This is a genomic window from Thermococcus aggregans, from assembly GCF_024022995.1.
GTDB classification, from domain to species: domain Archaea; phylum Methanobacteriota_B; class Thermococci; order Thermococcales; family Thermococcaceae; genus Thermococcus_A; species Thermococcus_A aggregans.
Map to the genome: position 1 here is coordinate 1,366,996 of NZ_CP099582.1, position 13,467 is coordinate 1,380,462.

Consider the following 13,467-nt stretch of genomic DNA (forward strand, 5'->3'; position numbering starts at 1 on the left):
GAATGATTGAGCTGCTTAGCGATCCGTGGCTCCTCATTACAATTGCCGTTGGTTTTTTCATGGCTTGGGCGATAGGCGCAAACGATGCCGCAAACTCCATGAGTACCGCTGTCGGTGCTGGAGCAATAACCCCAAGACAGGCAGTTTTAATCGCTGGTGTGCTTGAATTTACCGGTGCCTATCTTTTTGGAAAAAGCGTTACCGAAACTGTAAGAAAGGGAATAATCGATGTGTCTCAAATAAATGATCCCAATGTTATTGTTTATGGTTCCGTTGCCGCTCTTTTTGCAGCCTCTCTGTGGTTGTTGTTTGCATCAAAGTTTGGATTACCTGTATCAACTACCCATTCAATCGTAGGTGGTATCGTCGGCTATGGTATAGTGTATGCCGGAACTTCAATAGTAAACTGGGGCAGATTGGCCCAAGTTGTTGCAAGCTGGATACTCTCGCCAGTATTTGGTGCAGTGGTAGCGTTTGTCGTCATAAAACTTATCTCTAGAACAATACTCCAGCAAAAGGACCCAATAGAGAGCGCTAAAAAATGGGTGCCATTCTGGATAGGAATCACTTTTGTAATCATAGGTTCGATGTTTTACATAAAAGTTATGCACGAAGACTCGATGTTAATTGCAGTAACAAAGTATGGAATTCCAATTGGCACTGGGGCATTTTTAATAAGTTTTGTACTTTTACGGAGAAACTTTAAGACAGATGATCCTTATTTGGGTGCCGAATCCATATTTAAAAAGGTACAAGTGCCGATCTCTGCCTATTTAGCACTTTCTCACGGTGCAAATGATGTCGCAAATGCCATAGGACCTGTTGCAGCAGTCTATACGGTAGCGACAATGGGTTTGGCTGGAATGGAAGTACCCGTGCCAAAATGGATTCTAGCTATGGGTGGTTTAGGAATAGCCGTTGGTGTTGCAACTTATGGATATAAGGTTATGGAGACAGTAGGAAAGAAGATCACAGAACTGACTAATACAAGAGGGTTTAGTATAAACTTTTCAGCCGCAAGTGTAGTATTAATAGCTTCGGCGTTGGGGTTGCCAATTTCCACTACACACACAGTTGTGGGAGCTGTTATAGGTGTCGGTCTTGCGAGAGGAGTAAAAGCAATAAACAAAGAAGTCGTTAAAGATATAGTTATATCATGGTTCGTTACTGTGCCTGTAGCGGCCATAGTTTCGGGGATTATATTTAAGATACTAATGATTGCGGGGTGAAAAATAATGCAGGTTTGGACAAAGTTATTTGCCAAAAGTCCGTTTAAACCTTTAATAAAGCACGCTGAAGTTGTTTTGGAGACGGTAGAGGTCTTAGAAAAAGCCCTTAAAGCGTGGGAGATGGGCGATTGTGAAACAATGAGAAATTACGCTCGAAAAGTTGATGACCTTGAAGATTTTGCTGACAAAATCAAGCAAGAAATAAGGGACAGTTTAAGTTCAAAGTTGTTTATGCCTGTTAATAGAGGCGACATTTTGAGATATCTGCAAATGCAAGACAAGATAGCTGACGCTGCCGAAAACACAGCTAAGTGGCTTCTTGTTAGAGACCCAAACGATATCCCCGAAGACATCAAAGAAGAGGTAAAAAGTTTGATAATGAAGATGAGCCAAGAAAGCATTAAGGCGGCGAAACTTGTTTATGAAGCAATAGTCCAAATGGATAGGGTCATAGAGAGCGGCTTTGGAGAAAAAGAAATTGAGAGAGAATATGAGATAATCAAGGAGATAGAAAGCGTCGAACACAAAATAGACGAACTCGACACCAAGTTCATGGAGATAATCTTCAAGAACTCCAGCAGGTTGGAGTGGGGAGTTGGAATGTATCTCCTCAACATTGCAAAAACATTGAGCAACATATCAGATAAGGCAAAAGACGCGGCAGAGAGAATAAGATTGATGATGAATAAGTGAAGCTCCTTTTGCTAATTTTTATTTCCCAAGAAAAGTTGGAAAAAGATTTCAGATAGCTATCATTGTTGAAGTCATCTGTATCTCGGGCATCTTCCTTATTTTTTCTGTTATGAAGTGGTCCAAGTCTTTGAGGGTATCTGTTTCAACCTTAACTACAAGGTCGTATTCTCCATAAACCACATATGCTTCCTTTACTTCCGGATATGTAAGAAGTTTCTCCATAACTTCCCTTTCCTTTCCAGCGGCTGTCACCATCAAAATAAACGCCGTCACCATAGCTTACCACCAATAGTATTTGGTTTTTTGAGTATTTAAGGTTATCGTCATCAATAAGGAAAAAATGACAAACTACTCCAAAGACAAAGCCCTTAGAGCGTCCTTTGCTGACACGTACTCCTTTGGAATCCTTACCCTTACGGTCTTCTTCGGATCCACCAGCTGGCTTATCTCGATATCTAATATAAGGCTCCCAAGCATATACGCTTCATCCCAGCTTAAGTTGAGGGCTTTTTGAAGAACTTTAACACCAAGCTCAGTCGCCCGCTTAATAGCATCCCATAGATTTTCCTCGGAGACGAGTAAATACAACGAATCCTCCGTCTCAAGCACTGGATAAGGAGGAGCCATGTCTTCTAAGACGCTGACCCTTGTCGTTACTTTTCCCGGGACTTCACACGCTGAGACACAGACCTCTCCGTCTCCCATCACGGCGTGAAGGTCTCCAATGGCTAGCAGTCCCCCTTCAACAAACACTGGTAGGTAAAGGGTCGTGCCCTTCCGTATGAGTTTGGTGTCCATGTTTCCTCCATGCCTGCCCGGTTCACCACATGGAATCTCTTCCAGAGAGGCAACGCCGATGACTCCTATCATGGGCCTTGCGGGTATCCTAATATCTCCAAAGTAAACATAACCGTCTTTGATCTCGCAGACCTTTGTTTTTGGCTTTTTGACTTCATCTCCGAGCACTCCAGCATGGGGCGCAGTAACGACTACTCCCCTATTTGCGACCTCTATGTCCAAAATGTCGACTTTTAGCGCATCTCCAGGCTTGGCACCTTTCACATAAAGCGGGCCCGTTGCGGGATTGACCTTCGAGAAGTCAACAGCCTCTAGAGTTTGTTCTTCGGATGTTATCTGGTTGGAGAGGGCATCTAAGGTCTCAAAAACTACTATTTCTCCGTTTTCTGCTTCTGCAATGGGCTTAAGGTTTGGCCCAAACGCAAAAATATGCTTAGATTTGTCTATGAAGATCACGTACACCACCAAGTTTAAAATATCTCGGCAACCCTAATTAAATTATCGGGGAGAAAAATGCTTGGATATATAATAAGTCAGGAAGAGCTCGATAGGTTCAAGGATTTTCTTAGAGAAAGGGGGATTAAGCTGGAAGAGTTCTACTCCAAGGGGACGACTAGCTTAGTCTTTATTGGAAATAAAAAGGGCAAAAAAGTCATTATAAAGCTTGAAAGGCCAGACTCGCCGAGAAAAAATTTCAAAAAAGAAGCAAAAATCCTGAAGATCCTTGAAGGAAAGGGAATAACCCCACACTTAGTTGATTATGGGGTTTTTGAAGGGAAAGAATTCTTGGTGAGAGAATTTGCCGAGGGCGAACCTCTGCTTTACTCAACTCCTCAAAAAAAGCATCTCCTCCAGATACTCGAAAAAACGTACCAGCTCGATGTTTTGGGCATTGATCATGGGCAAATACAGGGAGGAAAGCACATCATAATTGGAGACAACGTTTGGATAATCGACTTTGAAAAAGCAGGCTTCCGAAAACCAAAGAACGTAACCGCCGCAATGGCGATGATATTTCTCAGCAACAATGTTATTGCAAAAAGAGTTCGGGAGAAGTTCCACCTGGATCAAAATTTCCTGACTTCCTTGAGAGATGCACTGAGAGAATACAAGAAGACAAAAAACATTGAAAAGCTTAGGGAGCTACTCTCTACTCTTTAGCCTGTCCCATACCAATATTGATAAGGGAATTAAAACCGCTGCAATAATGAGCCCTATTCTTGGATCAATGAGGTACTCAAAGAGAAGAATTACGAAAATCGTTATCCCTATCATTACAAACAAATCTCGGTCAAAGATTCTGGACTTCGCAAGAATGTTCATCTCCCTGGATATATAAGCGAGATACAGGGGAATCCCCAGGGCAGCTATTGCCACGCCAATATAGGTTTTAAACACTACTGAAACGACAAGGCCAATTAAAAGTATTCCCAACACAGCGTATTCACTTTTCATGAGGTATAGCTCGTCAATTAACTTTAAATAATTTGGGGCTTTACTTACATGTTGGTGATAGCGTTATGAATAAGATCGAATGGAATGAAAAGACATTTTCTAAGTTTGCCTACCTAAGCGACCCAAGAATATCAAGAGATGGAAAGAAAGTTGCATACGTCCTAACAAAGGCAAATCTGAAGGACAACAAGTATGAAAACACCATAGTGGTTGAGGAAATCGAAACCGGCGGGAAAAAGTTTATCGAAAATGCTTCTATGCCCAGATTCTCCCCAAGTGGGAAGAAAATAACATTCATAAGACCAAATGAAGAAAAGAAAACTACAGAAGTCTGGCTTTATGACCTGAGCTCAATGAGCGGAAAGAAAGTCCTTGAAGCAAAGAATATCCTTGACGTGAGCTGGAACGAAGACGATAGGAGGATTTTGATAACCGGCTTCAAGAGGAGAGATGACGAGGACTTTTTCTTTGAGGAAGATGTTCCTGTATGGTTCGATGCAAAGGGTTTCTTTGATGGTGAAAAGACAACATTCTGGATAGTGGACACCGAAAGTGAGGAAGTTCTTGAGGAGTTCGAGGCAGAAAGGTTCTCCTCCGCAATATGGCACGGAGATGAGGTTATATACAACGTCCCCCATAGAATGGACGGAAAGCTCCAATTTTTCAAGTTCTACGACATCTACACCTACAAGGACGGAAAGAGCGAAAAAATCTTTGAAGGGGTCTCATATGCGGCCGTTGATTCCAACGGAAAGGCCGTTCTTCTACACGGGAAACCAAAGAAAGAGAAGAGGAGTGAGCACAACTTCCTTTATCTCTGGGATGGAGGGGAGCTCAAGCCTTTAACAGAGCGCTTCATCTACAACAACGATCAGGGAAAGCTTGATGAGAAAGGAAACGTTTACTTCACCATGGCAAAAGAAGGTAAGATAAGCCTCTACAAGCTTGAAGGAGAGGCATTAGTTCCCATAGTGGAGGACAACTCTTGGGTCATGGGGTTTGACGTAAGCGGAGACGGAAAGGTAGCACTCCTCAAGGAGACCGACACGAGATTAAGGGAACTCTACCTCTGGGACGGAGAACTAAAGCAAGTAACCGATTACAACGGCCCAATCTTTGCAAAGCTCAAAACAAGGCCGATAAACCACTTCCGCTTCAAGAGCCTTGATTTGGAGCTCGATGGATGGTACATAAAGCCCGACATCAAAGAGGGAGAAAAAGCCCCAGTAATAGTATTCGTCCACGGCGGACCCAAGGGAATGTACGGCTACTACTTCAAGTACGAGATGCAGCTAATGGCCGATAAAGGCTATTATATAGTCTTCGTCAACCCAAGAGGAAGCAACGGTTACGATGAAGACTTTGCTTTGAGAGTTCTTGAGAGGACTGGCTTGGAGGACTTCCAGGACATCCTCAACGGAGTGGAGAAGTTCTTCGAGCTTGAACCTCAAGCGGATAGGGAAAGAGTTGGGATAACTGGCATAAGCTATGGTGGATTCATGACGAACTGGGCGGTGACGCAAAGCGACCTGTTTAAAGCGGGAATAAGTGAAAACGGCATAAGCTACTGGCTTACAAGCTATGCGTTTTCAGACATAGGGCTGTGGTTTGATAAGGAGGTTATAGGCGACAATCCGCTTGAAAACGAAAACTACAAGAAGCTGAGCCCGCTCTTTTATGCCAAGAATGTCAAGGCACCCTTGTTGCTCATTCACTCGCTTGAGGACTACCGCTGTCCACTCGACCAGAGTGTGATGTTCTACCACGTGCTTAAGGATTTGGGCAAGGAAGCGTACATTGCAATCTTTAAGCGCGGTGCCCATGGGCACAGTTTAAGGAGTTCTCCAAGGCATAGGGCAAAAAGGTACAAGCTCTTCATGGAGTTCTTTGAGAGAAAACTCAAGAAGTACAAGAAAGGCTTTGATGTAGAGAAGATTCTAAAAAGTGAAAATGCAAAATAACCTTTCCCCTAATTTTTAAGCCACTTTATTATTTTTGCTGCTCATCAAATTCGATTGTTACATTCTTGGAGGTCGTTGCAAGCACTAAAACTTTTCTTCCATCCTCAAGAACTTTAAAATCACTTCCCACGCCCAGTTTCACCGTTAAGTTCTTGGAGTCCTCTTCCGGGACTAACTCGACAAAAATGTTCCCCGTTCCTCCACCACAAGGATGCTGAATTGGCATCCCATGAGCAGCAGGCCCTATGAATATGCGATACCTCGCTGAAGAGGCAGGATCATTTGTAACGAGAACATCCATCCAATCGGAAATATTTGTGAGATTCTTGTCCCTATAATCTGTTTCTGCACTTATCAGTCTCCAGCCGTGAGGTATGCCAACAAGTGCTCCTCCAAAGTCTGACTCCGTGATATTAACCCATCCAATCAAAACAACCCTCTTGAGCTCTCCATTAGTTTGGGCAAAAAGAGTCCCTGCAAATATTGAACCTGTGTTGTTATCTTTAAGATAGAACTCCACAGTATCTATCGTCTGCCAGAAGGCGTATTTTTCGCTGTGAGTAGCATAATAAAGACTCACTAAAACAAGCACTGCAGAGATGCCTAAGGCAAAAGGAACAGCTTTTTTCATGCCTACCACTTTGTATAGATACTCCACAAAGTTTAAGAATTTTGCTACTCTTTTAAGACAAAAGGGCAATGATGAGACTTTGACCATCTGAATTGTGATGACTACGGGAGTGTCTGAGCTTAAAGTTTTGTTATCTTTGCCCTTCCATTCTTTTCGAGCCACTCCAGAAGGGTTTGTGCTATTTTGAACTTTTTCCTCTTGCTTTCCCATATCGGGCTGTGCTCCTTCAGATACGGCTTGCTCCATTTTCCAACAATTTCTCCAAAATCAAATCCGACTAGAAATATCTCCTTCGCTCCAAGCTCTTCCGCGAGAAAAACCGCCCTGTCTCCATCAGTAAAGCCGCCAAAATTGTAAACAATATCCAAAGGCTCCGTTTGACACGTCCCCAGAATGTTCTTGAGCTTTGGGACATAGGCTTTGAGCTTATCCATGTTGTCTCCATGTGAATGAACAACGACGTAAGCGCCGAGATCATTTGCCCTCTTTATGTCATCAAAACGTCCATCCAAATCCGTAACGATGACATCTGGTACAATCCCATATTCGAGAAGAGCAGAAGTGGAGCCATCAGAGGCTATTAAAGTTCCGCTAAATTTTCCTTCGCTAAGCCCTTTTTCCAAGCTTGGGCCAGCTCCGAAGACATAGACCTTTTCTTTAATTCTCTCCTTAATAGTTTCAGCCAAAATGTAGTTCTCATTCTCCAGCAAGAGTTTCCTCAATAAAAGCGCGGCTTTTCTGTCTTCCTCTATATCGTACCCCATCTTACTGACGATTTGGAGGTAAAATGGTTCCCACTGCTGCCAGTTCATGTTGCCATCTACAACATTTCGCCTTATAGGGATTTTGCTGTGAAGGCTGCACAGCGCAAAACTCCCATCCGAGCTACGTGTCTTTCTTTAGGTTTCTCAGCCTTCTGTCGATTTTTACCATTTCTCTCCACTGCCTTCCGGGCCAATAGATTTGACCACACTGAGTACAGATGTAGAATTCGTCGTAGTCCTCATAAACACCTTCTGGAATTTTTCCTTTGATTTCTTCTTTTTCCACTCTTCTTATCAGTCCATTGCACTTTGGGCATCTCGCGTTTTCTGGAAACAGCTCATTGAACTCGAAGCCCAGTTCCATAAGCTGCTTTACCTGCTCTTCGAACTTGTTGGATTTTATCAAAATGGAGTTCTCAAACCTTCTTGCAAGGTCTTCGTCCCTCGTTAAGATAATCCTTCCTTCTTCTCTAGCTATCTTCAGAATTTCCTCGTCATCCTTTATCCCATAGAGTGTATCGTAACCATATAACCTCAGCCATCTTGCCAGCCTTCCGAGCATCATATCGGCAATAAACTTTGGGTTTTTCCTTCTCATCAACGCTAGTTTGGAGTGATACAATAAATCTCTTTTGGAAGAAAGCTTATAATCCCTTCATCATTTTTAACTCGGGTGGCTCAAATGATAGTATATTTCATTGGCACCGGGGGCAGTGAAGGAATCCCTGCTCATCTATGCACATGCCAAACATGTGAAGAGGCCAGAAAGTTCGGCTTTGCCCAAAGGAAACCATCAACCCTAGCTATAATCACCAAAAACAAAAAAGCAGTCCTTATAGACGTTGGAACTGACATTAGAGATTTACTGCATGTTCCAGTGGAGGGGATTCTCTTAACTCACTGGCACCACGATCACATCTATGGTCTGTATAAGCTCCGGTGGATTGCGAAGAAAACAACTCTATATGCGCCAAAGGGAGATGCAGACTGGCTTATGATCAACGACCCCAAGAACATCGATGTAAAGTTTATCAAAGCGGGCGATGTTTTGGAGATCGACTCCCTTAGAATTACTGCCTTAAAGCTTAACCACCAGATAGAGACTCTCGGCTACCTGATAGAGGAAGACGATAAGAGCGTTGCAGTCCTTTACGATACCAAAGGGCTCCCCGAGGAAACGTTTGAATTATTGAAAGAGAAGAACCTCCGGCTGGCTATAGTGGATGCCACGTATTCACCGGGCATAGAGGATCCATACCACAACAACGTCGATGAGGGTGCAGAGATAGGTCTTAAACTGGCAGAAAGAACGCTCTTAAGCCACATATCCCACAAAAACCTTCCGTTTCTAATGCTCGATGAGTACATAAGGAAAAAATATAGAGGGAAAGTCCTTGTTGCCTACGATGGGATGCTCTTTTATGTGTGAGGTGAGAAGATGATACTCGAACTTGCCAAAAAAAAGGAAAACCGTGGGGAAATTCAAAAAAGAACGTTTCCCTATAGAGAAGCTCTTAAGAGCTATAGAAGCCGCTAAAGAAGCTCCCTCTGGAATGAATGCTCAGCCGTGGCATTTTCTCATCGTTGAGAGCGACAAAATGAAAGGAAAGATTAGAGAGGTTTGTGAAGAAGGCGAGAAAAGATTCTACGAGAAAATGAAAGGAAAACTCGGAGAATGGTTGCAGGAGAAAGGTTTTACATGGGAAAAGCCCTTTTTGAGTGAAGCACCTTATCTGGTTCTTGTGTTTGCTGATGTTAGGGCGCCTTTTGCAGTTCAATCTACTTGGCTCGCGGTTGGATACCTTCTACTTGCTCTTGAGGAAGAAGGCCTTAGCACGGTAACTTATACTCCTCCCACCCCCAAAGAAATTGAAGAACTTGTAAATGCTCCCAAGCACTACAAACTGCAAACAATACTTCCGGTGGGTTACCCCAACGATGAAAAGCCAAAATACGAGAGAAAATCCCTGGAAGATGTTATTGTCTTTGAAAAATTTGAAAATAATGGGGACTAGCTTATCTATTTCTTCTTACCTTGTTTTAGGTACTCTTCAAGCTCCTCTAACACTTTCATTTGTTCTTCCGTTTCGACGGCAGAGGGTTTAAGAGAGCGCACTCTTGCAAGGGCTTCCTTTAAAGAGAGCCCGTAGGCATACATTAAATACGCAGTTGCCACAGTCCCGCTTCTACCGCTTCCACCTAGGCAATGAATCAAAACTTTTTTACCTTCTTTGACCCTCTTATAAATCCACTTAACGATTTCAAGCAGTTCTTCTAGAGAGGGTGCCGTAAAGTCCTCAATGGGAGCATAAAGCACCTCGATTCCTCTTTTGGTAAGCTCTTCCAAGTCGTAATACAGCTCGTACTCGTAGGTAAGAACAACTACAGCATCAAACTTCCCCACAAGCTCTGGAATCTCCTCGGGATATGGCATTGGAGAGAAGGCCACGTGCTTATCAACGAACTTTGGGTACACCATTTTAACATCCCATTAAAGTTTGCCGGATAACATTATAAACTCTTACGCTGATTTTTAGTTAAGGTGAGAAAAATGAGAAAAGAAAAGCTCATGCTCTTTCTGTCAGTTTTAGTTTTTGGAGGAATTCTGTGGTTTTTTAGGCCGTGGTTTCATGGGATCATCATGGGCTTTTACAGGAATCCAACTATAATATACCTTTTCATTGCATTAGCCGGTGTGTTGATTTACAGCTCGAAGAGAAAACTCGCTGGGAATTATACAAAACGGAACGCTTGGCTGGGAGTTCTCTTTACCGTCGTAATTCTCTCGCTAATTGTTATCTCAATATTTACTGGAGCTCTTTCGAATACAGCCCTTTACAAGGAGTATCACCCTACCCAAGTCTCAAGTGAGCTTGACCTTTCAAGCAGTAAGATAAGGATTCTCCCCAAGCTAACCGCTTACCGTTATGCCGTTGACACTATAGAATACGCCAGATACACCTTAGGGTGGTCGCACTTAACTATTAGGGATGGAACACCAGTTTGGGGCTTCTTTATAGTCCCAGACGGAGCATGGAACGCAATAAGGCTCAAAGATAAAGGGGTTCTCTTTGTTGACATGAACACAACTGAAGCAAGGATGGAAAGAATTGAAAACGAGCTCCAAGTTGGACCCGGAATGCAGATTTTTGACAACCTTGAGTGGAACCTCTACAAAAAGCACTATCTAATAGATCTCGATGTTCCAAGAGCACTTTACTACGAGGGCAAAATTTACATAGTTGTTCCCTATACCTCGTACAGCTTCCGCGTGTTTTACACCGTGCCCAAATGGGGAGGGGTTTTAATCGTTGATGAGGAAGGCAACATAGAGGATTTAACTCCTCAAGAGGCAATTAATGATGAACGCTTGAAAGACTTTCCGATTTTCCCGGAGCTCTTAACGAGGAAGATCGTTCATGCTCAAAATTACTGGAAGGAAAGCGTATTCTCGAACATAAAGAACCTCTGGCTGCACCACGAAAACCAGATAGAGCTAATTGATGTGAGCGAGCAAGGGAACAGGCAACCCTTCCTTGTCATAGCCAACGATGGGAAAGAATACTGGATGGTCGCGGTAGAGCCATACGGGAGAGCTCATGGGCTGGCGGCGATATACTTAATTAACGCTCAAAACGGCGAAATGAGCCAGGTAAAGTTTGAAACTCCGCTTACGGGGCCAGTAAAAGCCATAGATTACGTAAAGAAAGCCTTACCAATGTTCGATTGGAGCCAATTTATGGCCGTTGAGCCAATACCGATTTTCTTAAACGGCGAGCTCTGGTGGAGGGTCGCGATAATTCCCAGAAGCGGCTCTGGTATCGCGAAGATAGCCTTTGTAAATGCAGAAACCAAAGAAGTGCAGATTTTTGAAGATGAGGATGAAGTTAGGACATTTCTTTTGTATGGCCAAGTAGGGGCCAAAGTTAAAGAGGTCAGCGGAGTTATTGAAGGAATTTATTCCTATATTAAAAACGGAAACACCCACTGGATACTGATAATTGACAACGAAACTCTCTATTTAAGCACAGATCAACTGAGCGACGAACTCATCCTTAAAGTGCTCAGCCTAAAAGAGGGAGACAACGTGACCGTGAAAATAAGTGAAGGACGACTTGTAGAAATTGAGAAAGGATAGTGATGCCCATGGAGAGGTTTCTTTTTGTTTTTCTTCTCTCTTTGGTTGTTTTAACTTCTCTATGTGTAAACCAATCCCCTTCTAAACCTTCTTCTCCCCCAAGTCTAATGTCGGAGGTTGTCTCTTTTTTAAATGAAGCCAAAGAAAACCTCAATAAATGCAACACTACCCTAAAGTCTCCTTTAAACCCTCAAAGCGACCCAGCATACCTAAACATGACCATACTAAATGAAACAACCCTTAGACTAAAGGGAGAATTATATGAATATGCCGTCTTAGGTGTTGGCAACCTTAGCTTCGCTGGGGAGACATCATTCAGAGGCTATCAGATAACATGGGGCACTCTAAAAAATCTCACAACCACAGGAGGGCAGAGAATCGACTTTAGAATCCAAAGGGGAAACTCAATCATTGATTCATTTACGTACTGGTATATTCCGTTTCAGCTTGACTCATATTGTGTCTCAATCTACACTAAGGAACTTCCTGAGGGAGAGATTACTTTTGTTTTCATCCACACAGAGGGGAAAGATTTGTGGATGGTCTTGGCAAAAAAATAAATATCCGTAGCAACATATTAACTCGGGGGATCTAAATGGAAAAAACTACCAAAGCTTTCCTCTTTCTCATCTTTGCAACTCCGCTGTGGGCCTTAATAGCTATGGCTTTGGAAGAGCTTGAAAGCATATACGGCAAAATTTCTCCTGAAATCCTCTATTTCGTCTATCCAACCCTTGCAGTTGCTTTAACAACCGCCCTATTTCTATGGAAGATGCAAATTTCTCTCTCAGAATTTGGAATATTGGCCAGCATTTCTCCTCTTGTAGCCTCAATAGCGCTTTTTGCAATGATAATAATCCAAGACGTTCGCTCTAATCCACACTACAGCGACGACCCCGGGTTCTTTATTCTCTTAGTCTTTTATGTATTCCCCGTGCTTTCTTTCCTCTTGGGAGCGGTATTCTACTATTCTATAGCGCGCTTAAAGGAGGGAGCACAATGAAGCGCCAAACCCTCGCAATGATTTTGGTATCTACAGTGCTTTTGCTTCTCTTAATCCCCATATGCATTGCTGTAATGATATTGCTCGATATAAGCGATATTTCCAAACTTTTTCCATATAGTGTTTCCTCTTCGATAATAACTGGAATTGGGATTGTTCTCTCTGCGCTTATTGTGGGGTTTTTGGCTAAAATTGCGGCGTTGAAGATTTATAAAGAAGAAAAACCTGCAAAGGTAGCCTTTTTGGCAGTCTTTCTTATCGCCCTTTTTATCTCTGTATACACCATCAACATCCCCCGTATTGGGCCGTCGCCGCAGAAAGTTATCTACTACACCCTCTACGAAAACGAAGTCTACGTTAATCCATATTTTGGAGAAATCTCCCTTCCATTTGAGGAAAAGGACTGGACAAAAGAATATGGGCTTAGGCCTAGGGGATACCTAAAGAGAGAAGAGGGAATAGTCAACGGAAGCAGTGGATTTGTATTCCAGAACATAACGGGCGTTTACATGGGGATTTTTGTCTATCCTAACTCCCACGAGAGTCCCAAATGTGAGAACGCCCTCCGAGACTTGGAGGAGAAACTCAAAAATAAAGGGTGGCAAAGAACGGAAGTCCCTCCTGAGGCTCTAGAAAAGAGAAATTTCATCGGGAGGCTTATTAATGCCACAATGCTTCAGCAGGGCAACAAAGCCGTATACTTAGAATGCTCGGATGTAATGGCCTATGGAAGGTTGATAATCCTCTATGGAAAAAAAGAAGAAGTTGCTGAGTTGGCTTCAATTTTGAGCTAGC

17 protein-coding genes are annotated in these 13,467 nt (G+C 43.0%); 10 read left to right on the forward strand and 7 right to left on the reverse strand.

All coding sequences use genetic code 11. The features are described from left to right. Positions 1 to 2 precede the first annotated feature (2 nt). Both NF865_RS07450 and NF865_RS07455 read left to right on the forward strand, forming a co-directional pair. Positions 3 to 1,229: an inorganic phosphate transporter gene (locus NF865_RS07450; RefSeq protein ID WP_436317671.1), complete on the forward strand. Its 1,227-nt coding sequence runs from the start codon at positions 3 to 5 to the stop codon at positions 1,227 to 1,229. Between the two features lie 6 nt (positions 1,230 to 1,235). Beyond that, positions 1,236 to 1,922: a TIGR00153 family protein gene (locus NF865_RS07455; protein ID WP_253304120.1), complete on the forward strand. Its 687-nt coding sequence runs from the start codon at positions 1,236 to 1,238 to the stop codon at positions 1,920 to 1,922. 48 nt (positions 1,923 to 1,970) lie between these two features. On the opposite strand, the gene NF865_RS07460 is transcribed toward NF865_RS07455, so the two are convergent. Next, positions 1,971 to 2,198, reverse strand: coding sequence for an Lrp/AsnC family transcriptional regulator (locus NF865_RS07460; protein ID WP_253304121.1), 228 nt, complete (start codon positions 2,196 to 2,198; stop codon positions 1,971 to 1,973). 72 nt (positions 2,199 to 2,270) lie between these two features. After that, positions 2,271 to 3,176 (reverse strand): acetamidase/formamidase family protein, encoded by a 906-nt coding sequence (locus NF865_RS07465; RefSeq protein ID WP_253304122.1) that lies wholly within the window; start codon positions 3,174 to 3,176, stop codon positions 2,271 to 2,273. Positions 3,177 to 3,233: 57 nt separating this feature from the next. Here NF865_RS07465 and NF865_RS07470 point away from each other — a divergent pair, with 57 nt between their 5' ends. Beyond that, positions 3,234 to 3,881, forward strand: a complete 648-nt coding sequence (locus NF865_RS07470) for a serine/threonine protein kinase (protein WP_253304123.1) — start codon at positions 3,234 to 3,236, stop codon at positions 3,879 to 3,881. Here the strand turns inward: NF865_RS07470 and NF865_RS07475 are convergent. Further along, positions 3,864 to 4,175, reverse strand: a complete 312-nt coding sequence (locus NF865_RS07475; RefSeq protein ID WP_253304124.1) for a hypothetical protein — start codon at positions 4,173 to 4,175, stop codon at positions 3,864 to 3,866. The genes NF865_RS07470 and NF865_RS07475 overlap by 18 nt on opposite strands. Positions 4,176 to 4,240: 65 nt before the next feature. Here NF865_RS07475 and NF865_RS07480 point away from each other — a divergent pair, with 65 nt between their 5' ends. Then, positions 4,241 to 6,136 carry a S9 family peptidase gene (locus NF865_RS07480; RefSeq protein WP_253304125.1) on the forward strand — a complete coding sequence of 632 codons (1,896 nt, stop codon included), beginning with the start codon at positions 4,241 to 4,243 and terminating at the stop codon, positions 6,134 to 6,136. A 28-nt stretch (positions 6,137 to 6,164) separates the two neighbouring features. Here the strand turns inward: NF865_RS07480 and NF865_RS07485 are convergent, their stop codons facing one another. The 3 genes from NF865_RS07485 to NF865_RS07495 all read right to left on the reverse strand — a co-directional run bounded on the left by NF865_RS07485 (position 6,165) and on the right by NF865_RS07495 (position 8,129). Beyond that, positions 6,165 to 6,776: a hypothetical protein gene (locus tag NF865_RS07485; protein ID WP_253304126.1), complete on the reverse strand. Its 612-nt coding sequence runs from the start codon at positions 6,774 to 6,776 to the stop codon at positions 6,165 to 6,167. Between the two features lie 110 nt (positions 6,777 to 6,886). After that, a complete protein-coding gene (locus NF865_RS07490; protein ID WP_253304127.1) occupies positions 6,887 to 7,579 on the reverse strand; it encodes a 6-hydroxymethylpterin diphosphokinase MptE-like protein in 693 nt (230 codons plus the stop codon). Positions 7,580 to 7,652: 73 nt separating this feature from the next. Next, complete coding sequence (locus tag NF865_RS07495) at positions 7,653 to 8,129, reverse strand: DUF5615 family PIN-like protein (RefSeq protein WP_253304128.1); 477 nt, start codon at positions 8,127 to 8,129, stop codon at positions 7,653 to 7,655. A gap of 84 nt (positions 8,130 to 8,213) precedes the next feature. Between NF865_RS07495 and NF865_RS07500 the strand changes: the two genes are divergently transcribed. Then, positions 8,214 to 8,960 carry an MBL fold metallo-hydrolase gene (locus tag NF865_RS07500; RefSeq protein WP_253305618.1) on the forward strand — a complete coding sequence of 249 codons (747 nt, stop codon included), beginning with the start codon at positions 8,214 to 8,216 and terminating at the stop codon, positions 8,958 to 8,960. Between the two features lie 43 nt (positions 8,961 to 9,003). Continuing rightward, the gene (locus NF865_RS07505) at positions 9,004 to 9,546 is read left to right on the forward strand and encodes a nitroreductase family protein (RefSeq protein WP_253304129.1); all 543 of its coding nucleotides are present in this window, start codon (positions 9,004 to 9,006) and stop codon (positions 9,544 to 9,546) included. Between the two features lie 5 nt (positions 9,547 to 9,551). On the opposite strand, the gene NF865_RS07510 is transcribed toward NF865_RS07505, so the two are convergent. Further along, a complete protein-coding gene (locus NF865_RS07510; protein WP_253304130.1) occupies positions 9,552 to 10,010 on the reverse strand; it encodes a protein-tyrosine phosphatase family protein in 459 nt (152 codons plus the stop codon). A gap of 72 nt (positions 10,011 to 10,082) precedes the next feature. Between NF865_RS07510 and NF865_RS07515 the strand changes: the two genes are divergently transcribed. The 4 genes from NF865_RS07515 (at position 10,083) to NF865_RS07530 (ending at position 13,466) form a co-directional block, all read left to right on the forward strand. Next, complete coding sequence (locus NF865_RS07515) at positions 10,083 to 11,669, forward strand: hypothetical protein (protein WP_253304131.1); 1,587 nt, start codon at positions 10,083 to 10,085, stop codon at positions 11,667 to 11,669. 107 nt (positions 11,670 to 11,776) lie between these two features. Then, positions 11,777 to 12,229 (forward strand): hypothetical protein, encoded by a 453-nt coding sequence (locus NF865_RS07520; RefSeq protein WP_494546323.1) that lies wholly within the window; start codon positions 11,777 to 11,779, stop codon positions 12,227 to 12,229. Between the two features lie 35 nt (positions 12,230 to 12,264). Further along, positions 12,265 to 12,672 (forward strand): hypothetical protein, encoded by a 408-nt coding sequence (locus tag NF865_RS07525; protein ID WP_253304133.1) that lies wholly within the window; start codon positions 12,265 to 12,267, stop codon positions 12,670 to 12,672. Further along, on the forward strand, positions 12,669 to 13,466 hold the full coding sequence (locus NF865_RS07530) for a hypothetical protein (protein WP_253304134.1): 798 nt from the start codon (positions 12,669 to 12,671) through the stop codon (positions 13,464 to 13,466). The genes NF865_RS07525 and NF865_RS07530 overlap by 4 nt, the downstream gene beginning before the upstream one ends. Position 13,467: the final 1 nt, after the last annotated feature.